20 protein-coding genes are annotated in these 23,803 nt (G+C 71.7%); 4 read left to right on the forward strand and 16 right to left on the reverse strand.

The features are described 5' to 3' along the window. The first annotated feature begins 3 nt into the window (after positions 1-3). The 3 genes from zwf to pgl are packed head-to-tail and all read left to right on the forward strand — an operon-like array spanning position 4 to position 3,319. Positions 4-1,536, forward strand: a complete 1,533-nt coding sequence (zwf, locus tag ACIODU_RS29595) for a glucose-6-phosphate dehydrogenase (protein ID WP_356424333.1) — start codon at positions 4-6, stop codon at positions 1,534-1,536. Continuing rightward, positions 1,533-2,540 (forward strand): glucose-6-phosphate dehydrogenase assembly protein OpcA, encoded by a 1,008-nt coding sequence (gene opcA / locus ACIODU_RS29600; RefSeq protein ID WP_356424336.1) that lies wholly within the window; start codon positions 1,533-1,535, stop codon positions 2,538-2,540. Before zwf ends, opcA begins: the two co-directional genes overlap by 4 nt. Then, positions 2,537-3,319 carry a 6-phosphogluconolactonase gene (gene pgl / locus ACIODU_RS29605; RefSeq protein ID WP_401771428.1) on the forward strand — a complete coding sequence of 261 codons (783 nt, stop codon included), beginning with the start codon at positions 2,537-2,539 and terminating at the stop codon, positions 3,317-3,319. Before opcA ends, pgl begins: the two co-directional genes overlap by 4 nt. Before the next feature lie 74 nt (positions 3,320-3,393). Here pgl and ACIODU_RS29610 read toward each other — a convergent pair whose 3' ends face one another. The 16 genes from ACIODU_RS29610 to ACIODU_RS29685 form a co-directional block, all read right to left on the reverse strand. Beyond that, positions 3,394-4,233 carry a poly-gamma-glutamate hydrolase family protein gene (locus ACIODU_RS29610; RefSeq protein ID WP_401771431.1) on the reverse strand — a complete coding sequence of 280 codons (840 nt, stop codon included), beginning with the start codon at positions 4,231-4,233 and terminating at the stop codon, positions 3,394-3,396. A 31-nt stretch (positions 4,234-4,264) separates the two neighbouring features. Continuing rightward, the gene (locus ACIODU_RS29615) at positions 4,265-5,863 is read right to left on the reverse strand and encodes a PH domain-containing protein (protein WP_401771433.1); all 1,599 of its coding nucleotides are present in this window, start codon (positions 5,861-5,863) and stop codon (positions 4,265-4,267) included. Further along, positions 5,860-6,378, reverse strand: coding sequence for a PH domain-containing protein (locus ACIODU_RS29620; RefSeq protein ID WP_401771436.1), 519 nt, complete (start codon positions 6,376-6,378; stop codon positions 5,860-5,862). Before ACIODU_RS29620 ends, ACIODU_RS29615 begins: the two co-directional genes overlap by 4 nt. Positions 6,379-6,381: 3 nt before the next feature. After that, positions 6,382-8,034, reverse strand: coding sequence for a glucose-6-phosphate isomerase (gene pgi / locus ACIODU_RS29625; protein WP_401771439.1), 1,653 nt, complete (start codon positions 8,032-8,034; stop codon positions 6,382-6,384). A gap of 57 nt (positions 8,035-8,091) precedes the next feature. Continuing rightward, positions 8,092-9,297 (reverse strand): MFS transporter, encoded by a 1,206-nt coding sequence (locus ACIODU_RS29630; protein WP_401771466.1) that lies wholly within the window; start codon positions 9,295-9,297, stop codon positions 8,092-8,094. Positions 9,298-9,498: 201 nt separating this feature from the next. Further along, positions 9,499-9,834: an RNA polymerase-binding protein RbpA gene (locus tag ACIODU_RS29635; RefSeq protein ID WP_078615979.1), complete on the reverse strand. Its 336-nt coding sequence runs from the start codon at positions 9,832-9,834 to the stop codon at positions 9,499-9,501. A 203-nt stretch (positions 9,835-10,037) separates the two neighbouring features. Next, positions 10,038-10,268, reverse strand: a complete 231-nt coding sequence (secG, locus tag ACIODU_RS29640; RefSeq protein WP_161308965.1) for a preprotein translocase subunit SecG — start codon at positions 10,266-10,268, stop codon at positions 10,038-10,040. A gap of 125 nt (positions 10,269-10,393) precedes the next feature. Then, on the reverse strand, positions 10,394-11,197 hold the full coding sequence (tpiA, locus tag ACIODU_RS29645; RefSeq protein ID WP_401771442.1) for a triose-phosphate isomerase: 804 nt from the start codon (positions 11,195-11,197) through the stop codon (positions 10,394-10,396). Between the two features lie 7 nt (positions 11,198-11,204). Further along, entirely contained in the window at positions 11,205-12,416 is a 1,212-nt protein-coding gene (locus ACIODU_RS29650; protein WP_401771444.1) for a phosphoglycerate kinase, read from the reverse strand. A 114-nt stretch (positions 12,417-12,530) separates the two neighbouring features. Continuing rightward, positions 12,531-13,535 (reverse strand): type I glyceraldehyde-3-phosphate dehydrogenase, encoded by a 1,005-nt coding sequence (gap, locus tag ACIODU_RS29655; protein ID WP_161308968.1) that lies wholly within the window; start codon positions 13,533-13,535, stop codon positions 12,531-12,533. A 211-nt stretch (positions 13,536-13,746) separates the two neighbouring features. Then, on the reverse strand, positions 13,747-16,698 hold the full coding sequence (locus ACIODU_RS29660; protein WP_401771446.1) for a M14 family zinc carboxypeptidase: 2,952 nt from the start codon (positions 16,696-16,698) through the stop codon (positions 13,747-13,749). 174 nt (positions 16,699-16,872) lie between these two features. Then, positions 16,873-17,862 carry a DNA-binding protein WhiA gene (gene whiA, locus ACIODU_RS29665; RefSeq protein ID WP_041990916.1) on the reverse strand — a complete coding sequence of 330 codons (990 nt, stop codon included), beginning with the start codon at positions 17,860-17,862 and terminating at the stop codon, positions 16,873-16,875. Then, positions 17,853-18,887, reverse strand: coding sequence for a uridine diphosphate-N-acetylglucosamine-binding protein YvcK (yvcK, locus tag ACIODU_RS29670; protein WP_401771449.1), 1,035 nt, complete (start codon positions 18,885-18,887; stop codon positions 17,853-17,855). The genes whiA and yvcK overlap by 10 nt, the downstream gene beginning before the upstream one ends. Further along, positions 18,884-19,822, reverse strand: coding sequence for an RNase adapter RapZ (gene rapZ / locus ACIODU_RS29675; RefSeq protein ID WP_161308971.1), 939 nt, complete (start codon positions 19,820-19,822; stop codon positions 18,884-18,886). Before rapZ ends, yvcK begins: the two co-directional genes overlap by 4 nt. Then, on the reverse strand, positions 19,815-21,860 hold the full coding sequence (gene uvrC, locus ACIODU_RS29680; protein ID WP_401771452.1) for an excinuclease ABC subunit UvrC: 2,046 nt from the start codon (positions 21,858-21,860) through the stop codon (positions 19,815-19,817). The genes rapZ and uvrC overlap by 8 nt, the downstream gene beginning before the upstream one ends. Positions 21,861-21,932: 72 nt before the next feature. Further along, complete coding sequence (locus ACIODU_RS29685; protein WP_356424366.1) at positions 21,933-22,352, reverse strand: Rieske (2Fe-2S) protein; 420 nt, start codon at positions 22,350-22,352, stop codon at positions 21,933-21,935. A gap of 175 nt (positions 22,353-22,527) precedes the next feature. On the opposite strand from ACIODU_RS29685, the gene ACIODU_RS29690 reads away from it, so the two are divergent. Then, positions 22,528-23,454: a carbohydrate kinase gene (locus ACIODU_RS29690; RefSeq protein ID WP_401771455.1), complete on the forward strand. Its 927-nt coding sequence runs from the start codon at positions 22,528-22,530 to the stop codon at positions 23,452-23,454. The last annotated feature ends 349 nt before the right edge of the window (positions 23,455-23,803 follow it).

The raw sequence follows: 23,803 nt of genomic DNA on the forward strand, positions 1-23,803 counted from the left end.
TCCTTGACCGCAACCCACGGAGCGAATCCGCTCCGTGACGCCGCGGACCGACGGCTCCCGCTCATCGCGGGGCCGTCGGGCCTGGTCATCTTCGGCGTCACGGGCGATTTGTCCCGCAAAAAGCTGATGCCCGCCATCTATGACCTCGCCAACCGCGGTCTGCTGCCGCCGGGCTTCTCGCTCGTCGGCTTCGCGCGCCGCGAATGGCAGGACGAGGACTTCGCGCAGGAGGTCCACGACGCCGTCAAGGAACACGCGCGCACGCCGTTCCGCGAGGAGGTCTGGCAGCAGCTCGTCCAGGGGATGCGCTTCGTCCAGGGCAACTTCGACGACGACGAGGCGTTCGAGCACCTCAAGGCGACGATCGACGACCTCGACAAGAAGCAGGGGACGGGCGGCAACTTCGCCTTCTACCTCTCCGTACCGCCGAAGTTCTTCCCGCAGGTCGTCCAGCAGCTCAAGAAGCACGGGCTGGCCGACCAGAAGAAGGGCTCCTGGCGCCGCGCGGTCATCGAGAAGCCGTTCGGGCACGACCTCAAGTCCGCGCAGGCCCTCAACAAGGTCGTGCACGAGGTCTTCCCGTCCAACGAGGTCTTCCGGATCGACCACTACCTCGGCAAGGAGACCGTCCAGAACATCCTGGCGCTCCGCTTCGCCAACACCCTCTTCGAGCCGATCTGGAACCGGTCGTACGTCGACCACATCCAGATCACGATGGCCGAGGACATCGGGATCGGCGGCCGTGCCGGGTACTACGACGGCATCGGCGCTGCCCGGGACGTGATCCAGAACCACCTGCTCCAGCTGCTCGCGCTGACCGCGATGGAGGAGCCCGCCTCCTTCGACGCGGACGCGCTGGCGGCGGAGAAGACCAAGGTCCTCGGCGCCGTACGGCTGCCGGCGGACCTCGGCGCGGACACCGTGCGCGGGCAGTACGCGTCCGGGTGGCAGGGCGGCGAGAAGGCCGTCGGCTACCTCCAGGAGGACGGTATCGACCCCAAGTCGAAGACCGACACCTACGCCGCCGTGAAGGTGGAGATCGACAACCGCCGCTGGGCGGGCGTCCCCTTCTACCTCCGTACCGGCAAGCGCCTCGGCCGCCGGGTCACCGAGATCGCGGTGGTGTTCCAGCGGGCCCCGCACTCCCCCTTCGACCACACGGCCACGGAGGAGCTGGGGCAGAACGCCCTGGTCATCCGGGTCCAGCCGGACGAGGGCGTGACCATGCGCTTCGGCTCGAAGGTGCCGGGCACCGCGATGGAGGTGCGGGACGTCTCGATGGACTTCGCGTACGGCGAGTCCTTCACGGAGTCCAGCCCCGAGGCGTACGAACGGCTCATCCTCGATGTGCTGCTCGGCGACTCGAACCTCTTCCCGCGCACGGAGGAGGTCGAGCTGTCCTGGAAGATCCTCGACCCGATCGAGCAGTACTGGGACGCGCACGGCAAGCCCGCGCAGTACGAGTCCGGGACCTGGGGTCCGGTCGAGGCGGACGAAATGCTCGCACGACACGGACGGAGCTGGCGTCGGCCATGAAGATCGACCTTACGGACACCACGTCCAGCAAGATCAACAAGGCGCTGGTGCGGGGACGCAGGGCGATCGGCACCCCCGCCGTCGGCATGGTCCTCACGCTGGTCCTCGTCACCGACGAGGAGAACGCGTACGACGCGCTGAAGGCCGCCAACGACGCGTCCCGCGAGCACCCCTCGCGCAAGCTCGTCATCATCAAGCGGGTCTCGCGCTCGGCGCGCGACCGCGCGAAGCCGCGCCTGGACGCCGAGGTGCGGGTGGGCGTGGACGCCGGCACCGGCGAGACGGTCGTCCTGCGGCTGTACGGCGAGGTCATCGACCACGCCCAGTCGGTGGTCCTGCCGCTGCTGCTGCCGGACGCGCCCGTCGTCGTGTGGTGGGCGGTCAACGCGCCCGTCAACCCGGCGAAGGACCCGCTGGGCACGCTGGCCCAGCGCCGCGTGACGGACACCTACGCGGCGGAGCACCCGATCGAGGAGCTCAAGTCCCGCGCCGCCGTCTACACCCCCGGCGACACGGATCTCGCGTGGGCCAGGATCACCCCGTGGCGCTCGATGCTCGCGGCGGCCCTGGACCAGGTCGACTGCGCCGTCACCGAGGTCGAGGTGGAGGGCGAGGAGCTGAACGCGAGCGGTGAGCTGCTCGGCATGTGGCTCGCCGACCGGCTGCACGTACCGGTCAAGCGCACGGTCTCGGCCGGTCCCGGCCTGACGTCCGTCCGGATGGAGACCGACTGCGGGCCCATCTCGCTCACGCGCCTGGACGGCACCCTCGCGACGCTCTCCATCGACGGCCAGCCGGACCGGGCGGTCGCGCTCAACCGGCGCGACACGTCGGAGCTGATCGCGGAGGAGCTGCGCCGGCTCGACCCGGACGAGATCTACGCGTCGGCCCTGCGGTACGGCGTGGAGAAGCTCGGGGACGCGTCGGGGCAGGCGGTACCCCTCGCGGAGGAGACACCGGCGCCGGCCAAGCGGGCCGCGGCGAAGAAGGCGGCCGCGAAGTGAGCGCCCCGCACCTGGTCGTCCACCGGGACAAGGAGCTGATGGCGCAGGCCACGGCGGCCCGGCTGATCACGAGGATCGTGGACGCCCAGGCCTCCCGCGGCTCCGCCTCGGTGGTGCTCACGGGCGGGCGCAACGGCAACGGCCTGCTGGCCGCGCTGTCGGCGGCGCCCGCGCGGGACGCGGTCGACTGGTCGCGTCTCGACCTGTGGTGGGGCGACGAGCGCTTCCTGCCGGAGGGCGACCCGGAGCGCAACATCACCCAGGCCCGTGAGGCGCTGCTCGACTCGGTTGCGCTGGACCCCGCCCGGGTGCACGCGATGCCGGCGTCGGACGGCCCGTACGGCAACGACGTGGAGGCGGCCGCCGCCGCGTACGCGGCGGAACTGGCCGCGGCCTCCCGCCCGGAGGACCACGCGCAGGTGCCGTCCTTCGACGTCCTGATGCTGGGGGTGGGGCCCGACACGCACGTGGCGTCGCTCTTCCCCGAGCTGCCGGGGGTACGGGAGACGGAGCGCACGGTCGTCGCCGTGCACGGCGCTCCCAAGCCCCCGCCGCTGCGCGTCTCCCTCACCCTGCCCGCGATCCGCGCGGCGCACGAGGTGTGGCTGCTGGCGGCGGGCGGGGACAAGGCGGAGGCGGCGGAGATCGCCCTGTCGGGGGCGGGCGAGATCCAGGCCCCGGCGGCGGGCGCATACGGCAGGAGCCGCACGCTGTGGCTGCTGGACGCGGACGCGGCGTCGAAGCTGCCGAGGGACCTGTATCCCCCGTCGGTGGCCTGACGTCCTGTCACCGTCCTGACGCGAAGGCCCGGTCCGCCTCCCCGGCGGACCGGGCCTTTCTCTCACGCTCACCCTCAGAGGACGACCTGGTCCGCGCCCGCCTCCAGCCGCGCGACGGCGGTGCGGACGGCGGTGGTGAAGGCGTCGAAGATCTCGTTGGTGGAGCCCGCCCGGCCGGCCCGGGTGAACGTACCGAACATGCTCCTGCGCAGCTCGGTGGTGAGTTCCAGCTGTCCGCCCTTGCCCAGCAGGGTGCGGTTGCACAGGTTGTCCGGGTCCACCCCGGCGAGATCCGGTACGGCCGACCCGTCGATCGTCTGGAACCCGGCCGCCCGCAGCGCGTCGTGCAGGTACTGCTTGAACGCGGCGTTGCGCCCGCCTACGACCACGGCCTCGGGCCGGGAGGCGGGCGCGCCGGTCTGGTCGGCCCGGCAGCCGTGCAGGGACACCACGTTGAGGCTGCCGGCCGCCAGGGACAGGGCGACGCGGTCGTCGATGTGGGACGAGGTGATGTGCAGATCCCCGTTGCCGGAGTCGAGCAGCCCCTCGAACATCCAGTAGTCGTGGAGCGCGCCCCCGCCCGGCAGGGGGGCGAGGGTGGCGGGGTGGTATCCGGCGATCGCGAGGCACAGCTCGGAGGTCCCGGTCTCGATCCCGCCCCCGTGCGGCGCCATCACGACGGTGCGGACGTACGGGAACCCCGAGGCGAGGCTGCTGTCGAGCCGCTCGTGGCGCCGGTACCGGCGCCCGAAGTCGAGCCCTTCCCTGCCCGCGAGCTGGGTGTAGAGGTCGGTGGAGGAGGCGTAGTGGTCCTCCGCCGCCACGGCGGCCCGCGCCTGCCCGGCCGTCACGGACCCGCTCACGGCGGCGGTGGCGAGAGCGGCGAGTACCGTACGGCGACTGGTTGCTGTCATACGGTCATGATCGCGTCCCGCCGCCCGTACGTCACTCGGATTGCAGGAACGGTTCCAGCAGGCCGGGGACGGCCTGCGCGGCGAAGGCCAGGCCCTCGCCCTGGGCCGCGTCCTTGATGGCGTACGCGCCTTCTCCGGCGGCGGTGGTCGCCGTCAGGGTGATCAGGCCGGCCCTGCGCTGGACGTACGACTGGCGGATCGTCCAGCCGATCACACCGCCCCGCTGGAGGGCGACGGTGGTACGGCGCAGGGTTCCCGAGCGGGCGACCAGGTAGGCGCCCGTGGTGGCGTGGCCCAGGTTCCGGGCCGCGTCCAGGGCCAGCACGACGGCCAGGGGGAGCAGAAACGCCGTGGCCGCCGCCGCCACGTACAGCAGCACGTCGGTCAGGAGCAGACCGAGGACCGTGAGGAGCGCGGCCGGCGCCAGGACCGCCGCCAGGGCGCGGCGCAGTCTGCGGGAGCGGGCGGCCCTCGGGTGGGGGATCAGCCGGGCCGTCCGCGTCGGGGACTCGGGCTCCCGGAGGACCCGGGCCGCCAGCGCGTGGGCGAAGGAGGCCGGCGCGGCGGGCAGGAGGTTCTTGTGGTCGGCGTGTTTGTCCTCGTCGTCGTGGGCAAGGCCGGTGGCGACGGCGTCCAGCCGGGCCGCGCCGACGAGCCGCACGCCGATCGGTTCGACCAGCTCGACGCCGCGCAGCCGCCGCTCCTCGAGGGAGACGGACCGGGAGGTGAGCAGCCCTCTGCGGACGCGCAGGGTGCCGCCGGGCTCCCTCTCCAGCCGGTAGTTCCACCACATCTCGACCCACAGGCCGAGGGTGCCCACGACGCCGGCCAGCCCCGCCGCCGCGACCAGCGCGGCGACCGACCAGAGCAGCGGGGTGTCCCGCAGCCGGTCCGCGACCCAGTCGATCACCTCGGTCTGGGCGCCGAACCAATCGCTGACCTGGAGGAGGCCGCCGGCCGCCGTGCCGCCGAGCACGGGCGCGAGGAAGGAGAGGGGGGCGTAGCGGATCCAGCGGGGGTCGAGGACGGCCAGCAGGCCCTCGCGGTGCGGTCCCGGCTCCCCGGGGGTCCGGTCGAGCAGTTCTCTGCGGAGCCGTTCCCCCTCGGCCCTGCGGACCGCGTCGAGTTCCAGGGTGGACTCGTTGCCGGTGTGCTCGCCGGTGCCGATCCTGACCTTGACCAGGCCGAGGGACCGCAGCAGGAGGCTGGCGGTGAGGTCGACGGTGCGTATGCGTTCGCGGGCCAGGGACCGGCGTTTGACCAGGAACAGGCCGGTGTGGAGTTCGGCCCGCTCGGGGCCGACGCGGTAGCGGGTGCGGCGCCAGCGGACGTACTCGCCGCCGGTACCGCACACGATCAGGGCGCCGGTACCGGCGAGGACCCAGGCGAGGGCTTCGCCCAGGGGCATGCCGCCCGTCATCCCGACGGCGGTCGGTATCCCGGCGCCGAGGGCGATGCCCGCGAGGACGGTCGCGGTGACGAGGAGGCCGCGCCGGTCCAGCCGCCGCCATCCCTCGGGCCCGTCCGCCGGGGCGGCCCGTTCCGTGCCGCCGGCGGCTCCCCCGGCGGTGACCGTACCGGCAGCGGCGGGGTTCGCGCCGGGACCGGCCGCCGCCTCCGTGTCGCTCATGTGGCGTCACCGGGCGTGGTCCCGGTGATCCGGGTCAGGCGCTCGGCCAGGTCGGCGGCGAGCCGGTGGTCCAGCCCCGCGAGGTGGACGGCGCCCTTGGCGGACGCGGTCGTGACGACGACCGTGGAGAGCCGGAACAGCTGCTCCAGCGGGCCGCGCACGGTGTCCACGGTCTGGATCCGGGACATCGGCGCGATCCGCCACTCCTGTTGGAAGAAGCCGGTGAGGACGTACACCGCCTCGTCGGTCACCTCCCAGCGGTGCACCCGGAACCACCATCCGGGCAGGAGCACCGCACCGAGGAGACCGAGCACCGCGAGGACGGCGGCGGGCGTGAACAGCCAGGTCCGCGCGGGGGCGACGAGCGCCCCCAGCACGGCGAGCGGCGCGACGGGGACGACGGTGAGCAACAGCACGCGGGTGCGCCACCAGGCGACGGCGCGGGGGTCGAGCGTGTTGCGGGGCGGCCGCAGGTGCCGTACCACCTGCGGCCCGTCTATCCCGGGCGCGCTCATCGGTCAGCGGCCGCGCAGGGTGCGGTACGTGGCAACCAGCGCCGCCGTCGACGAGTCGAGGCCGTCACCGGCCTCGTCACCCGTCAGGACCGGTTCGATCTTCTTGGCGAGGACCTTGCCGAGCTCGACGCCCCACTGGTCGAACGAGTCGATGTTCCAGATCGCGCCCTGGACGAAGACCTTGTGCTCGTACAGGGCGATCAACTGGCCCAGCACGGACGGGGTCAGCTCGTCGGCGAGGATCGTGGTCGTGGGGTGGTTCCCGCGGAAGGTCTTGTGCGGGACCAGCTCCTCGGGCACCCCCTCGGCCCGTACCTCTTCGGGGGTCTTGCCGAACGCCAGCGCCTGCGTCTGCGCGAAGAAGTTGGCCATCAGCAGGTCGTGCTGGGCGACCAGACCGGGCGCCAGGTCCCCGACGGGCCGGGCGAAACCGATGAAGTCGGCCGGGATGATCTTCGTACCCTGGTGGATCAACTGGTAGTACGCGTGCTGGCCGTTGGTGCCGGGCGTGCCCCAGACCACCGGGCCCGTCTGCCAGTCGACGGGGTTGCCGTCGCGGTCCACGGACTTGCCGTTGGACTCCATGTCCAACTGCTGGAGGTACGCGGTGAACCGGGACAGGTAGTGGCTGTACGGCAGGACGGCGTGCGACTGCGCGTCGAAGAACGCGCCGTACCAGACGCCCAACAGGCCCAGCAGGAGCGGCGCGTTGGACTCGGGCAGGGCGGTGCGGAAGTGCTCGTCCACGAGGTGGAAGCCGTCGAGCATCTCGCGGAAGCGGCCGGGGCCGATCGCGATCATCAGGGAGAGGCCGATGGCGGAGTCGTACGAGTACCGACCGCCGACCCAGTCCCAGAACTCGAACATGTTGGCCGTGTCGATACCGAAGTCCGCGACCTTCTCGCTGTTCGTGGAGAGCGCCACGAAGTGCTGGGCGACGGCCTCCTGGCCGGCCCTCAGCCCGGTCAGCAGCCAGTCGCGGGCGGAGGTGGCGTTGGTGATGGTCTCGATGGTGGTGAAGGTCTTGGAGGCGACGATGAAGAGCGTCTCCGCCGCGTCCAGGTCCCGTACCGCCTCGTGCAGGTCGGCGCCGTCCACGTTCGACACGAAGCGGACCGTGAGGCCGCGGTCCGTGAAGGACCTGAGGGCTTCGTACGCCATCGCCGGGCCGAGGTCGGAGCCGCCGATGCCGATGTTGACGACGTTCTTGATGGGCCGGCCCGTGTGGCCGGTCCACTCGCCCGCCCTGACCCGGTCGGCGAAGGCGGCCATCTTGTCGAGAACCGCGTGCACGGCCGGGACGACGTTCTCCCCGTCGACCTCGACCACGGCGTCCCGGGGGGCGCGCAGCGCGGTGTGCAGGACCGCACGGTCCTCGGTGGTGTTGATCTTCTCGCCGCGGAACATCGCGTCCCGCAGCTCGCTCACCCCGGTGGCCGCGGCCAGCTCGCGCAGCAGCGCCAGCGTCTCGTCCGTCACCAGGTGCTTCGCGTAGTCGAGGTGGAGGTCACCGACCCGGAGGGTGTAGTCGGTGCCGCGCGCCGGTGACGCGGCGAACAACTCCCGCAGGCCCGTCTTCCCCCACTGCTCCCGGTGCTTGCCCAGTGCGGCCCACTCGGGCGTGCGAGTGAGCCTGGTACGGCTTGCTGCGTTCATTCGGACATCAGCCCACTTCTGCTCGTGCTTGCGTGCTGCCCCTGCTGCCCCTCCAACCTAATTGATCAGACGGGCCAGCGACGCGACGGCCGGTACGAAGAGCGCGGCGGCCACCAGGGCGGGTGAGTTGAGCCCCCATCCGGCCGCCGCGGCGCCGCCGAGCAGCGCGCCGAGCGGGGCCCCGGCGACGGCGAGCGTACGGAAGGCGGCGCTGATCCGGCCCAGCGCGGGGGCCGGGCTCCGCTCCTGCACGAGGGTGGTCTGGTTCACGTTCCAGACCATGCCGCCCAGGCCGAAGACGGCGAGGCACGCCACGGCCACCCACAGCTCCCGCACCGTCCCGAGGGCGACCAGGACCCCGGTCTGGACGGTGCCGGCCAGGAGGACGGCCCGTATCCGCCCCGTCCGCTCGGCGAGCCGCCGGGCGAGCAGCCCGCCCAGCACGCTCCCCGCTCCGTATCCGGCGACCGCGAGCGCGTACCCGGCGTCGCCCGCGTCCAGCCACCCCGTGACGTGCAGGACGAGCGTGGCGATCAGGGCGCCCATCCCGATGTTGCAGAGGGTCGTCGCCACGCACAGCCCGCGCAGGGTCCGGTCGCGCCACAGGACACGCAGCCCCTCGGCGATCTCCCCGCGCAGGGTGGAGCCGGCCTGACGCGGCGGCCGTGGTGCCGGTTCGGCCCGCAGGGAGGCGATCAGCAGCGCGGCCACGCCGTAGGTCGCCGCGTCGGCCGCGTACGGCAGCGAGGCGCCGCCCAGCAGCAGCACCGGCACCAGGGGCGCGGCGAGGAACGTGCCGGCGATCTGCTGTCCGGTCATCAGCCGGGCGTTGGCGCTCCCCAGCGCCCCGGGCGGTACGAGGGCGGGCAGCAGGGCCGTCGCCGCGTTGTCGAAGAGCGTCTGGAAGGTGGTGAGCACGAACGCGAGCATGATCAGCAGGGCGACGGAGGCGTGCCCCAGGGCGACGGCCACCGCGAAGGCCGCCATCAGGGCGCCCCGGAGCAGGTCGACGCCCCACATCGCCCGCCGCTGGTCGACCCGGTCGGCGACGGCCCCGCCGAGCAGCCCGAACAGCAGCCACGGCAGGTAGCCACAGGCGGTCACCGACGCGATCAGCAGCGGATCGTCGGTGAGCGTGGTGGCGAGGAGGGGCATCGCGGCCGTCCGCAGGGCGTCCCCGAACCGGGAGACGACCGCGGCGGACCACAGCCGCCCGAACCCGCCGCGCCACGCGGGCGCCCGTACCTCCGCCGCCACCGCCATGCCCACAGCCGACACCCCGTCCCCCTCCGGCTCACCGCTCCGAGAAATCCGATGCCGAGAACCGTAGACGGAGGCACTGACAACGCCGGGGAAACGGACCGGGAAACAGCTCGGCCGGGCCACCTGTCACAGGTGACCCGGCCGGACCGGATTGTCTTGAACTCGCGGCTCGGGGAACAGGCCCAGGGCCTGGATCTCGGCCTAGATCTCGCCGCGCAGCTTGGCGAGCGCCTCCGCGAGGATCGCCTCGCCGTCCGCGTCGCTCCGCCGCTCACGTACGTAGGCGAGGTGCGTCTTGTACGGCTCGGTGCGCGGCGGGTCCGGCGGGTTATCCCGGTCCTGGCCGGCCGGGAAGCCGCAGCGCGGGCAGTCCCACGTCTCCGGAACCTGCGCGTCGCTGGCGAAGCTCGGCACCGTCTCGTGCCCGTTGGAGCACCAGAAGGAGATGCGCAGGCGTGGCGCGGACTCGCCACGCTCGGCCTCACCCATCGGCCCCGCTCCGACCCGGCTTCCCCGGATCGCGTTGCCACTTGCCACGGTCGTAACTCCCTGCGTGATGGTGCCGCGAAGCATCGATAGGCAGCTCCCGCTGCCGGGTGGCGCCCCAGTCTACGTAAGACCGGCCGGCGATCGCCGGTCGGTCTCGGGCCCAACGCGCGTCCAGAGAGGGGAGTTACCCCTGCCGCGGGGCGCGGAACCTCATGATAGGCCGCGCCCGCGGCGCCGTACCGTACGTGCGGTCAGCTGTCCAGCTTGAGCAGCAGGCCAAGTACGATAATGCATGCGAACCACAGCAGACCGACAACCACGGTGATGCGGTCGAGGTTACGCTCCGCGACCGAGGACCCACCGACGGACGACTGCATTCCGCCACCGAACATGTCGGAGAGGCCGCCGCCCTTTCCCTTGTGCATCAGCACCAGCAGCATCAGCAGCAGGCTGAAGATGATGAGGGCGATCGAGAACCCCATAACCACGGCTGGACCAACTTCCTCGGACTGACAGGACTGAATTCGGACTGCTCAAGGACTGCGGGGGCCGGATGGCAAGCCACCTGGCCCCCGCAAGGGTACGACGGATCCGTGCTACCGCATACTCACTGGTCGCGGAACCTGACGATCTTGACGAACTCCTCGGCGTCCAGCGCCGCGCCGCCGACCAGTGCGCCGTCCACGTCCGGCTGGGCCATGATCGCGGCCACGTTGCCGGACTTCACCGAGCCGCCGTACTGGATCCGGACCCGGTCGGCCAGCTCCTGGGAGTACAGCTCGGCCAGCCGGCCGCGGATCGCCCCGCAGACCTCCTGGGCGTCCTCGGGGGTGGCGACCTCGCCGGTGCCGATCGCCCAGACCGGCTCGTACGCGATCACGATGGTCTCGGCCTGCTCGGCCGAAACGTCCTTGAGGCCGCCGTCGAGCTGCGCCAGCGTGTACCCGACCTGGTCACCGGCCTTGCGGATGTCCAGGCCCTCGCCGACGCAGAGGATCGGGGTCAGGCCGTGCCGGAACGCGGCCTTGACCTTGGCGTTGCACTGCTCGTCCGTCTCGCCGTGGTATTGCCGGCGCTCGGAGTGCCCCACGGCGACGTACGTGCACTTGAGCTTGGCGAGCATCGCGCCGGAGATCTCGCCGGTGTAGGCGCCGGAGTCCTGCGCGGAGATGTCCTGGGCGCCGTACTTGATCTTGAGCTTGTCCCCGTCGACGAGGGTCTGTACGGACCGCAGGTCGGTGAAGGGGGGCAGGACGGCGACCTCGACGGCGTCGTAGTCCTTGTCCGCCAGGGCGAAGGCGAGCTTCTGGGTGTGGGCGATGGCCTCAAGGTGGTTGAGGTTCATCTTCCAGTTGCCCGCCATCAGCGGAAGGCGGCCTGCATTTTCGGATGAAACGGTCGAATCGGTCATGGAACGGTCAGTCCTCCAGTGCGGCGAGGCCGGGAAGCGTCTTGCCTTCGAGGTATTCGAGGCTCGCGCCGCCACCGGTCGAGATGTGGCCGAATGCGTTCTCGTCGAAGCCCAGGATCCGGACGGCGGCGGCGGAGTCGCCACCCCCGACGACGGTGAAGGCCGACGAGTCGAGGAGGGCCTGGGCGACGGCCCTGGTGCCCTCCGCGTAGTCGGGGTGTTCGAAGACGCCCATGGGCCCGTTCCAGAAGACGGTGGCCGCGTCGGCGAGCTTGGCGGCGTAGAGCGCGCAGGTCTCGGGCCCGTTGTCGAGGCCCATCTTCCCGGCGGGCATGGCGTCGGCCGCGACCGTCTCGGGGTGCGCGGGCGCCTTGGTCTTGAGGTTGGGGAACTGCTCGGCGACCAGGAAGTCGACGGGGAGCACGAACTCCACGCCGCGCTCCTCGGCGCGCTTGAGGTAGCCCTGGACGGCCGGGATCTGGTCCTCCTGGAGCAGCGAGGAGCCGACCTCGTGGCCCTGGGCCTTGAGGAAGGTGAACGCCATGCCGCCGCCGATGAGGATGCGGTCGGCCTTCTCGAGCAGGTGGTCGATGACCCCGAGCTTGTCGGAGACCTTGGCGCCGCCGAGGACGACGGCGTACGGGCGGGCGACGTCCTCGGTCAGCTTCTTGAGGACGCCCACCTCGGTGGCGATGAGGCCACCCGCGGCGTGCGGGAGGCGGGCCGGGAGGTCGAAGACCGAGGCGTGCTTGCGGTGGACGGCTCCGAAGCCGTCGCCCACGTACAGGTCGGCGAGGCCGGCCAGCCGGTCGGCGAACGCGCCGCGCTCGGCGTCGTCCTTCGAGGTCTCGCCGGGGTTGAAGCGGAGGTTCTCGATCACGGCGACCTGGCCGTCGGCGAGGCCCGCGACGACGGCCCGGGCGGAGTCGCCGACCGTGTCGGTCGCGAAGGCCACGTCCGTACCGAGGAGTTCCCCGAGGCGGGCGGCGGCGGGGGCGAGCGAGAAGGCGGGGTCGGGCGCGCCCTTGGGGCGGCCGAGGTGGGACGCGACGATCACGCGCGCACCGGCTTCGGCGAGCCGGGCGATCGTCGGCTGGACGGCGCGGATGCGGCCGTCGTCGGTGATCGTCGTGCCGTCGAGCGGCACGTTGAGGTCGGCGCGGACGAATACCCGCTTGCCGCCGACCCCTTCGGTGAGAAGTTCGTCGATCGTCTTCATCGGGTGCAGGACTCCTTGGAACGTCTGATCGGTTTCCGGACGGGCCGCACAGGCCGACAGGGCTCGATGGGCGCTGTGCGCGCCCACCGAGCCCTGTCACCCATGGCGGGTCGCCTAGAGCTGGCCGCCGACGAATTCGGTCAGGTCGACCAGACGGTTGGAGTAGCCCCACTCGTTGTCGTACCAGCCGATGACCTTCACGCTCTTGCCCTGGACCATGGTCAGGGAGGAGTCGAAGGTGCAGGAGGCGGGCCAGTTGACGATGTCCGAGGAGACGATGGCGTCCTCGGTGTAGTCGAGGATGCCCTTGAGCTGGCCCTCGGCGGCCTTCTGGAAGGCGGCGTTGACCTCGTCCCTGGTCACCTCGCGCTCCAGCTCGATGACCAGGTCGGTGACCGAGCCGGTCGGGACCGGGACGCGCATCGCGATGCCGTCGAGCTTGCCCGCCAGCTCCGGGATCACCAGCGCGGTGGCCTTGGCGGCACCGGTGGTGGTCGGAATGATGTTCTCCGCGGCGGCACGGGCGCGGCGGAGGTCGCTGTGCGGGAAGTCCAGGATCCGCTGGTCGTTCGTGTACGCGTGGACCGTCGTCATCATGCCCTTGACGATGCCGAAGTTCTCCAGGAGAACCTTGGCCATCGGCGCCACACAGTTGGTGGTGCAGGAGGCGTTGGAGATGACGTGGTGGTCGGCGGCGACGTACTTGTTCTCGTTGACGCCCATCACGATGGTGATGTCCTCGTCCTTGGCCGGAGCCGAGATGAGGACCTTCTTGGCGCCGCCCGCGAGGTGCTTCGCCGCGTCGGCCTTCTTGGTGAAGATGCCGGTCGACTCGATGACGATGTCGACGCCCAGCTCACCCCAGGGGATGTCGGCCGGGTTGCGCTCGGAGAGCACCTTGATGGTGTGTCCGTCGACCGTGATGGTGTCGGCGGTGTGGGTCACCTGTGCCTTCAGGCGCCCCAGGATGGTGTCGTACTTCAGCAAGTGCGCGGTGGTCGCAGTGTCACCCAGGTCGTTGACAGCCACGATCTCGATGTCTGCACCCTGCTCCAGCAGCGCGCGGAAGTAGTTACGACCGATGCGGCCAAAGCCGTTGATGCCTACGCGGATCGTCACGAACCGATCTCCTCGTTGGTACGCCGGTTTTCGACGCCGGCGAGTTGTATGGGATGTCCCCGACCGCTTACGACCCTACCCTCCTGGGGAGGGCGGAGTGACATCGAGCTGCCGCGAAGTCGACAACGGCCCGTACCCGCGGGTAGCGGGCACGGGCCGTCGACGCCGGGGTGACCGGGTGGCGAACCACCGGTGACCCCGGCGCAGCGGATCAGTGACGCAGGCCGCGCAGTGCCTTGCCGAGGATCGCCGCACGCTGTCCGGCGTCCTGTACGTGCTCCAGGCCGAAGCCCAGCAGCACGGTGTCACGGGTGGTCACGGCGGAGTAGGCCTTGAAAAGCTCCTGGACGCGCGTCCAGTCGCCGTCCACGGCCGGGCTGCCCGCCGGGGCTCCCGGGGTGGTCCAGGCGCCGAGAGAGGTCTCGAAGCCCTCGGCCTGCTGCTCGGTGCCGCCGACGGCCAGGCGCGTGTTGTCCGCGAAGAGGCCGCGGCCGCCCGTGCTGGGGTCGGTGAGGTAGCTGAGCGACAGGTCGACCTTCTTCCCGGCGTAGGCGCTCAGGTCGAAGGCGACCTGCTTCCAGCCGTTGGAGGTGCCGGTGAAGCTGTTCCAGGCGCCGGTGGTGCCGGACGCCTGGCAGCCGTCGTCGCCGAGGGTGAGGTAGTGCTCCAGGAACGGGTGACTGGCGACGAAGAACCCGGCCGCGCACTCGTCGGGGACCGCGGCGGTGGTGGCGCCGCCGGCCTCGGGGAGCGTGGTCCAGTCCTCGGCGCCGGTGGTGTGCGCCTCCAGGACGGCGTGGTCGTAGCCCGGCTCGGTGTTCCAGTTGAGCGCGAGACGCAGCTCGGGCCGGTCGGCCGCGGTGACCCCGGTGAGGTCGACGGTCCGGCTCAGGCGCCGCCACTCGTCGTCCTCGTGGGTGGCCGCCGCCATCCAGGCGCCCTGGTAGGGGGCGTACGGGTTGACGATGCCCGCGTACGTACCGGCCTGCGCGCTCCGGAACTGGGGGAAGGTCTCCGGGTCCAGGTTCTCGGAGGTGATGTTGTAGACCCCGGCGGCGTTCAGCGGGTTGCCGGGGGCGGCCCCCAGCGGTCCCGCCGCGCCCGCGAGGGCGCCGGCGCCGGTGAAGCCGGTGGCGCCGCCCAGGGACGTACGGCCGTACGCGCCCAGGTAGTACTGGCTGAAGTCGTTGGTCTGGGCGCGCCCGACCGTGGCGTTGCCGCCGGCCAGTTCGCCGGCCTCCACGAGCTTGCCGCCCTCGTTGAGGAAGTCCCGGACGGCCAGCTGGGTCTCGCCGGTCGGGGCGGTGGCCCCGGTGTAGTGGACGGCGGTGGAGAAGTGGGCGAGGACCCCCAGCGGGTGCGGGGCGCCCTGGGTGGGGACGTCCCAGACGACGGCGGTACGGCCGTTGGCCCGGAGGGCGTCGACGTACGCGGCGGCGTTCTGGGCGGAGCCGGCGCCCTCGGCGATCACGATCGTGTCGGCGCGGGGGCGCTCGGCGACGGTGTACGTGAAGTGCTCACTGGCCGTGGACCGGCCGGCCTTGGTGCGGCCGGTGAACCAGACCTCGACGGTGTCGCCCGGGTCGGCGTCCTCGACCTCGGCGCGGTACTCGTCGAAGTGGAGGTTGTCGTCGCCGCCGTAGGTCTCGCCGCCCTTCCAGGCCTTGAGGTCCTCGTCGTGCGTACGGCCGCCGTTGATCCGGTAGTTGAGCTCCTTGTCCCGGACGGACTTGCGGACGGTGACGGCGACTTCCTGGTCCTCACCGCGCGCGTACGAGGTGGTGAAGGGGTCCAGGGTGAAGTCGGGGGCCGTCAGGCCGACCGAGGAGACCGGCTGATCGGGGTGGACGGCGGTCTCGGCGACGGAGAGCGCGAAGGGGACGTTCTTGGCGAACTCGCCCTGGATCAGCTTCTCGTCGTCGGGGAAGTTGAAGCCGGACTGGCAGTCCCTGGCCTCCCACGCGTCGGCCGGGTCGACCGCCGAGGCGGTCTGGCAGGTCGTCATCTCCGGGGTGAACATCATCGTGCCGTTGACGTTCGCCGCGTGCCCGTCGGCCTCACCGTTGGTGGTGTACAGCTCGGAGGAGACCTGCGGGTAGTAGCCGGGGACCGCGGAGTTCTCCGGCGTACCGGCGAGGGCCTGGTAGAGCACGTCGTCGGGGGTGGGGGTGGCGACCTGCCAGCCCACGCCGTAGAGGAGGAGTTCGGCGGCCGAGTGGTAGTTGATGCCGTAGTCGAAGCCGATGCTCTTCTGGAAGCGGTCGATCGCCTTCGTCTCGGGCTCGGAGCCCGGGCCCGCGCCGCGGTAGGTCTCGCTGTTGGGGCGGGGGGACGAACCCTCGTCGTCGTAGCCCCACTTGAAGGCGAAGTTGCGGTTGAGGTCGACGCCGTCACCGGAGGTGATCTGTCCGTCGCCGTTGACGTCCCGCAGGTTCTTGCGCCACAGCCGGTCGCCGTCGGGGCTGAACGTGTAGTCGTAGCCGTCCGGGTTGGCGGTGGGGACGAACCACAGCTCGGTGGAGTCGACGATCTTGGTGATCCGCCGGTCCTTGCCGTAGTTGTCGAGGTAGTAGTGCATCAGCCGGCGCGTCATCTCGGGAGTGATCCACTCCCGGGCGTGCTGGTTGGACATGTAGAGCACGGACGGCTTGGCGCCGTCCTTCGTCTTCTTCGCACCCTTGCTGATCTTGATCGCGAGGATGTCCTGGCCCTGGACGGTCTTCCCGATGGAGACGACCTTGGTGAGGCCGGGGTTGGCCTGACCGGTCTTGACGATCTCTTCCTTCAGGTTGCCCTTGCCGCTGTACGGGCGGAAGACGCCGTCGCCCGCCGCCTGGATCCTGGCCTCGGTCTTCTGGGCGACCTTGCGCTCGGTGACGTCGACACCCTGCCGCTCCAGGCCGCGCGCCTGCGCGTCGGTGAGGAACAGCTCGACCTTCGCCGTGCCCTTCTCCGGTGCCAGTTCGCCCAGCTCGTGGGAGTCCTGGCCGGCGGCTATGAGCAGCGGCACCTGCTCCTTGGTGACCTGTGCGTCGAACACCTTCACGGCGTCCGCGCCGGCGTCCGCGCCCGGCGTCGTCTGTGCCTCGGCGAGCGGTGCCAGTGTCACTCCGCCCACCAGCAGCGCGCCCGCCGCGAGGATCGATCTCGCTCTGCGTCTCATGTGCCCCCCTTGCCGTTGTCCGTCACGTGCGTGACCAGACGTCAGGTTGACCACGCTCCATGATCATGTCAAGGGTTCACCGGGGCCCCGGAGTAGGTGCTGCGAACACCTAAAACGGGTGCCGCCGGCCTCCTGAGGAGGCCGGCGGCACCCGGTGGTACGTGGTGGAGGGCGTCAGCCGACGAGACCGTCGGCCATCTCCTCGCTGAGCGTCGACTCCGTACCCGGAATGCCCAGGTCCTGCGCGCGCTTGTCGGCCATGGCGAGCAGCCGGCGGATCCGGCCCGCGACGGCGTCCTTGGTCAGCGGCGGGTCGGCGAGCGCGCCCAGCTCCTCCAGCGACGCCTGCTTGTGCTCCATGCGGAGCCGGCCGGCGGCGGCGAGATGCTCGGGCACCTCCTCGCCGAGGATCTCCAGGGCGCGCCCCACCCGGGCCCCCGCGGCGACGGCGGCGCGGGCCGAGCGGCGCAGGTTGGCGTCGTCGAAGTTGGCGAGGCGGTTGGCCGTGGCGCGGACCTCGCGGCGCATCCGCCGCTCCTCCCAGGCCAGCACCGACTCGTGCGCGCCGAGCCGGGTCAGCAGGGCGCCGATCGCGTCCCCGTCCCGTACGACCACCCGGTCCACGCCCCGTACCTCACGGGCCTTGGCGGCGATCTGGAGCCGGCGGGCCGCGCCGACCAGGGCGAGGGCGGCCTCGGGGCCCGGGCAGGTCACCTCCAGCGAGGAGGAGCGGCCGGGCTCGGTGAGCGAGCCGTGCGCGAGGAACGCCCCGCGCCAGGCCGCCTCGGCGTCGCAGGTGGCCCCGGAGACGACCTGCGGGGGCAGGCCGCGGATCGGGCGTCCCCGGCCGTCGACCAAACCGGTCTGCCGGGCCAGCTGGTCGCCGCCGGTGATCACCCGTACGACGTAACGGCTGCCTCTGCGCAGACCGCCCGGGGCCATCACCACCAGCTCCGAGTTGTGCCCGAAGATCTCCAGGATGTCCTTGCGGAGGCGGCGCGCGGCGATGCTGGTGTCCAGCTCCGCCTCGATCACGATGCGGCCGCTCACCAGGTGCAGCCCGCCCGCGAACCGAAGAATCGCCGAGACCTCAGCCTTCCTACAACACGTCCGGGTGACGGGGAGGCGGGCGATCTCGTCCTTCACCGCTGGCGTCATCGCCATGGGCCGATCCTTCCATGCATCCGAAAAATACGGTCGTACGCGGCTGCCAACAGCTCCGGATCGTGCTTCGGGGAACTGTCGGGCGCTGCCACCGGCGCCAGCTCGACCGCGGCGCCGAACCGTTTGGCGGCATCGGCGAGTGACTCGCAGTCAGGCACGGCGGCCTTGTCGGCGAGCACCACGTCCAGGGCGAGTTTAGGGGCGTGTCGCCCCAAAACCTCCAAATGACGCTGCGGTGAGAAGCCATCGGTTTCACCGGGTTGTGGTGCGAGATTCAACGACAGCACCCGGCGGGCCTTCGTCCCGACCAGGGCGTCGAGCAGCTCGGGCACCAGCAGGTGCGGGATGACCGAGGAGAACCAGGAGCCGGGACCGAGCACCACCCAGTCGGCGTCCAGCACCGCCGCGACGGCCTCGGGCACCGCCGGCGGGTCGTTCGGCACCAGGTGCACCGACTGCACCTCACCGCGCGTGAGCGCGACCGTGGCCTGGCCGCGCACGGTGTCGACGTCGTCCGGGCGGGCCGGGTCGTGTCCCCGTACCAGCGCCTGGAGCTCCAGCGGCACCGCCGACATGGGCAGCACCCGGCCGTGCGCGCCGAGCAGCCTGCCGACCAGGTCCAGGGCCTGCACATGGTCGCCCAGCTGCTCCCACAGGGCGACGATCAGCAGGTTGCCGACGGCGTGGTCGTGCAGGTCGCCCCGGGAGACGAAGCGGTGCTGGATGACCCGGGCCCACGTCTGGCCCCAGTCGTCGTCACCGCAGAGCGCCGCCAGCGCCTTGCGCAGGTCGCCCGGCGGCAGGACACCCAGCTCGTCGCGGAGCCGGCCGCTGGAGCCGCCGTCGTCGGCGACCGTGACGACGGCGGTCAGGTCGCCGGTGATCCGGCGCAGGGCCGCCAGTGAGGCGGACAGGCCCCTGCCGCCGCCGAGGGCGACGACCTTGGGCTGGGCACCGCGAGCCCGCGACGCCGGCGCGGGGGTGCCCCTGCGCAGGCGCCGCATGCGGAAGGTGCGTCCGGTCACTCGCGCCCCATGTCCCGGTGGACGACGACGGTCTCGACGCCTTCGCCGGCGAGGCGCGCGGCGAGCTTCTCCGACATGGCCACGGAACGGTGCTTGCCACCCGTACAGCCGACCGCGACGGTCACGTACCGCTTGCCCTCGCGGCGGTACCCGGCGGCGATCAGCTGGAGCAGCTCGGTGTAGCGGTCGAGGAACTCCTTGGCGCCCGGCTGGTTGAAGACGTACGCGGACACCTCCTCGTTCAGGCCCGTGAACGGCCGCAGCTCCGGGACCCAGTGCGGGTTCGGCAGGAAGCGGCAGTCCACCACCAGGTCGGCGTCGACCGGCAGGCCGTACTTGTAGCCGAACGACATCACCGTCGCCCGCAGCTCCGGCTTCTCGTCCCCGGCGAACCCGGCGTCCAGCTTCGCGCGCAGCTCGTGCACGTTGAGGCTGGACGTGTCGATCACCAGGTCGGCGTCGCCGCGCAGCTCGCGCAGCAGGTCGCGCTCGGCCTCGATGCCGTCCACGATCCGGCCGTCCCCCTGGAGGGGGTGCGGGCGCCGGACGGACTCGAACCGGCGGACCAGCGCCTCGTCGGACGACTCCAGGAAGACGATCCTGCGGTTGACGCCCTTGGCGTCGAGGTCCGCCAGGGACTCGCGGAGGTTGTCGAAGAACCGCCGGCCGCGGACGTCCACGACCACCGCGATCCTGGCGACGTTGCCCTGCGAGCGCGCGCCCAGCTCCACCATGGTGGGGATCAGGGCGGGCGGCAGGTTGTCGACGACGAACCAGCCGAGGTCCTCCAGGCACTTCGCCGCGGTGCTGCGCCCCGCGCCCGACATGCCGGAGATGATCACCAGCTCGGGGATGGCCGCCTCGCCGGCCTCACCGGCCTCCTTCGTGGTGCCCGTACTCACGTGCTCCGCTCCGTCCCGGTCGTGCTCAGTCATGCGTGCTGCCCCCGTCGTCATCCATGATCTCTCCTGTTGCCGTGTTCACGGCGGGTGCGGCCGGGGCCGCCTGGGCGAGGGCCACGGCCACGGCCTCGGCCGTCTTGCGGCCGAGCCCCGGGACCTCGCAGATCTGCTCGATTGTCGCCTGCCGCAGCCGCTTCACCGAGCCGAAATGCTTGATGAGCGCCTGCTTCCGGGTCTCACCGAGACCGGGGACGTCGTCCAGCGGGCTGGTCCTGACGCGTTTGGCCCGCTTCGCCCGCTGATAGGTGATCGCGAAGCGGTGCGCCTCGTCGCGCACCCGCTGGAGGAGGTAGAGCCCCTCGCTGTGGCGGGGCAGGACCACCGGATCGTCGTCGTCCGGCAGCCAGACCTCTTCGAGGCGCTTGGCGAGGCCGCAGACCGCCACGTCGTCGATGCCCAGCTCGTCCAGGGCCCGCTTGGCCGCCGCGACCTGCGGCTGTCCGCCGTCGACCACGACCAGCTGGGGCGGGTACGCGAAGCGCTTGGGGCGGCCGTCGTCCTCGGGCGCGGCGGGGACCTCGCCCGAGGCGGTGGTCTCGCCCACGAGATCCTGCTCGGTCCACTCCCCCGTCTTCTCCTTCTCCAGGAGGTAGCGGCGGAAGCGGCGGGCGATCACCTCGTGCATCGACCGGACGTCGTCCTGCCCCTCGCCGTGCCAGACCTGCGTGTCGCCGACCTTGCCCTTGATCTGGAAGCGGCGGTATTCGCTCTTACGGGCGAGGCCGTCCTCGAAGACCACCATGGAGGCGACCACGTCGTCCCCCTGGAGGTGGGAGATGTCGAAGCACTCGATCCGCAGCGGCACACTGTCCAGGTCCAGGGCCCGCGCGATCTCTTCCAGCGCCCGCGAGCGGGTGGTGAGGTCGCTGGCCCGCCTGGTCTTGTGCAGGACGAGCGCCTGCTGGGCGTTGCGCTCGACCGTCGCCATGAGGTCCTTCTTGTCGCCGCGCTGCGGGATCCGCAGGGACACGTGCGAACCACGCCGCTCGCTGAGCCACTGGGTGACGGCGGCCGTCTCCGCGTCGTCGCCGGGCAGCGCCGGGACCAGCACCTCTTTCGGTACGGAGTCGCCGGTCTCCTCCCCGTACAGCTGCTGGAGCGCGTGCTCGACCAGGCCGGCCGTACCGACCTCCTCGACCTTGTCCGTCACCCAGCCGCGCTGGCCGCGCACCCGGCCGCCGCGGACGTGGAAGATCTGCACGGCGGCCTCCAGCTCGTCCTCGGCCACCGCGATCAGGTCGGCGTCGGTGGCGTCGGCGAGCACGACGGCGTTCTTCTCCATCGCCCGGCGCAGGGCCCCTATGTCGTCCCGCAGCCGGCCCGCCCTCTCGTACTCCATGTCCTCGGCGGCGTCCGCCATCTGACGCTCCAGGCGGCGGATGTACGCGCCGGTGCGGCCGGCCATGAAGTCGCAGAACTCCTCGGCCAGTTCGCGGTGTTCCTCGGGGGTGACCCGGCCGACGCAGGGCGCGGAGCACTTGCCGATGTAGCCGAGCAGGCAGGGGCGGCCGGTGCGCTCCGCGTTCTTGAACACCCCGGCGGAGCACGTCCGTACGGGAAACACCCGGAGCATCAGGTCGACCGTCTCGCGGATCGCCCAGGCGTGTCCGTACGGGCCGAAGTACCGCACGCCCTTGCGCTTGGCGCCGCGCATCACCTGGACGCGCGGGAACTCCTCGTTGAGGGTGACCGCGAGGTACGGATAGCTCTTGTCGTCGCGGTACTTGACGTTGAAGCGGGGGTCGAACTCCTTGATCCAGGAGTACTCCAGCTGGAGCGCCTCGACCTCGGTGGAGACGACGGTCCACTCGACGGAGGCGGCGGTGGTGACCATCGTGCGGGTACGGGGGTGCAGGCCGGCCAGGTCCTGGAAGTAGCTGGACAGGCGCGGGCGCAGGCTTTTCGCCTTCCCGACGTAGATCACCCGGTGGTGTTCGTCGCGGAATTTGTAGACCCCCGGCGAGTCGGGGATCTGTCCCGGCTTGGGGCGGTAGCTGGAGGGGTCGGCCATGCTGTCCACCCTACTTGCGAGGACGGACAGCGCGGGACGCGCGCGGGCGGGCCCCGGGCCCGTGGTGGCGTGTCAGGCTTTCGGGCCGGCCACCAGGTTGTCGCCCTCCAGGGTGACCGGGACCTTCGGCAGCGGGACGGTGGCGGGGCCGTGGACCGCCTCGCCGGTGGTGACGTCGAAGCGGCTGCCGTGACACGGGCAGTCACCGATCGTGCCTTCGAGCTTCTCCAGGAGGCAGCCCGCGTGGGTGCACTGGGCGCTGAACCCCTGGTACTCGCCCTTCGCCGGGCAGTACACGACCACCCGCTGCTCGCGGTAGAGCTTCGCGCCGCCGACGGGCACCTCGGACGCGGCGCCGAGCGGCTCGGGGGCGGTGGGGGTGGGCGTCTGGGCGTGGCCCAGCTTCGACTCGGTGGAGCAGGCCGCGACCCCCAGCCCGGCGGCGCCGGCGAGCGCGGCGCCCTTCAGCACGGTGCGGCGGGGGGTGGGCATGGGGGGTCTCCACGGGTCGGGGTGGTACGGGCCCCGCGGGACGGGCGGGGTGGCATACGTGACGATACCGGCGCGGTTCGGGACGCCTGGGCGGGGGGGGCGGGGGGGGTCTCCACGCCCCCTTCCCCTCCCTCTCCGTCGCCGTACACGAGGGGTATGCGTTACGTTCGGATCTGTGATCGTCGTCGCCGGAGAAGCCCTGATCGACCTGGTGCCGCAGCGGGACGCCGCCGCGGCTGATGCCGCCACCGGGGACCGTACGGACACCGCCACGCCCGGGGCGCTGCTGCCGCGCCTCGGTGGCGGACCGTTCAACACGGCCGTCGCGCTCGGGCGGCTCGGGTCGCCCGCGGCCTTCTGCTCCCGCATCTCGACGGACGTCTTCGGGGACATGCTGATGGAGGGGCTGAGGGCGTCGGGCGTCGACACGTCCCTGGTGCAGCGGGGCCACGAGCCCACGACCCTCGCCGTCGCGGCGCTCGGCCCGGACGGTTCCGCGGGCTACGGCTTCTACGCGGAGGGCAGCGCGGACCGGCTGTTCGAACTGCCGCCCAGCCTGCCGCCCGAGGTCCGGGCCCTTGCCCTGGGCACGTGCTCGCTGGTGCTGGAGCCGGGGGCGAGCGCGTACGAGGCGCTGTTGCGGAGGGAGGCGGCGCGGGGGGTCTTCACGCTGCTCGACCCGAACATCCGGCCGGGGTTGATCCCGGACCCCGACGCATACCGGACCCGCTTCACCGGCTGGCTGCCGTCCGTGACGCTCCTGAAGCTCTCCCAGGACGACGCGGCGTGGCTGGGCGGCGTCCCGGCGGAGTGGACGGCGCGGGGGCCGGCGGCGGTGGTTCTGACGCGCGGCGCGGAGGGGATGACGGTGTGGACGGCGGACGGCACGGAGGTGTCGGTGCCGGCGGCTCCGGTGAACGTGGTGGACACGATCGGGGCGGGGGACGCGGTGAACGCGGCGGTGTTGCACGCGCTGTCTTCGCGCGAGGCGTTGTCCCCTCCGGGGTTGGTGGCGTTGGGGGCGGCGGGGTGGCGCGAGGTCCTTCGCTTCGCGTCGCGGGCGGCGGCGGAGGCGTGCGGGCGCGCGGGCGCGGGCGCGTAGCGCGGTTTTTGGTGGCGCCTACTGCTTGTCCTCGCGCCGGACGGGCGTCTGCGCCCATGTGGTGGGCGCGGCGTCTTGCGTGTCCCCGCGCTGGACGGGCGGGCGCGCCCCGGTGGTGGGCGCGGCGTCTTGCGTGTCCCCGCGCTGGACGGGCGGATGCGCCCCGGTGGTGGGCGCGCCCTACTGATGTCCTCAATCGCCGGACGGGCTTGATGGTGCCCGCTGCGGGCCGCGTTTTCCGGCGCGGGCCGGTTGCCGGGGGCCGGGCAGGGGTCGTGTCCTGCACTGCATGTTTTACGTCGCGTGCGCGCCCTCGTTTTGTTTGACGGTAGCCATGCGACACAAAACA

Origin of the sequence: Streptomyces sp. NPDC088261, assembly GCF_044740805.1 — a bacterium.
Classification (GTDB): domain Bacteria; phylum Actinomycetota; class Actinomycetes; order Streptomycetales; family Streptomycetaceae; genus Streptomyces.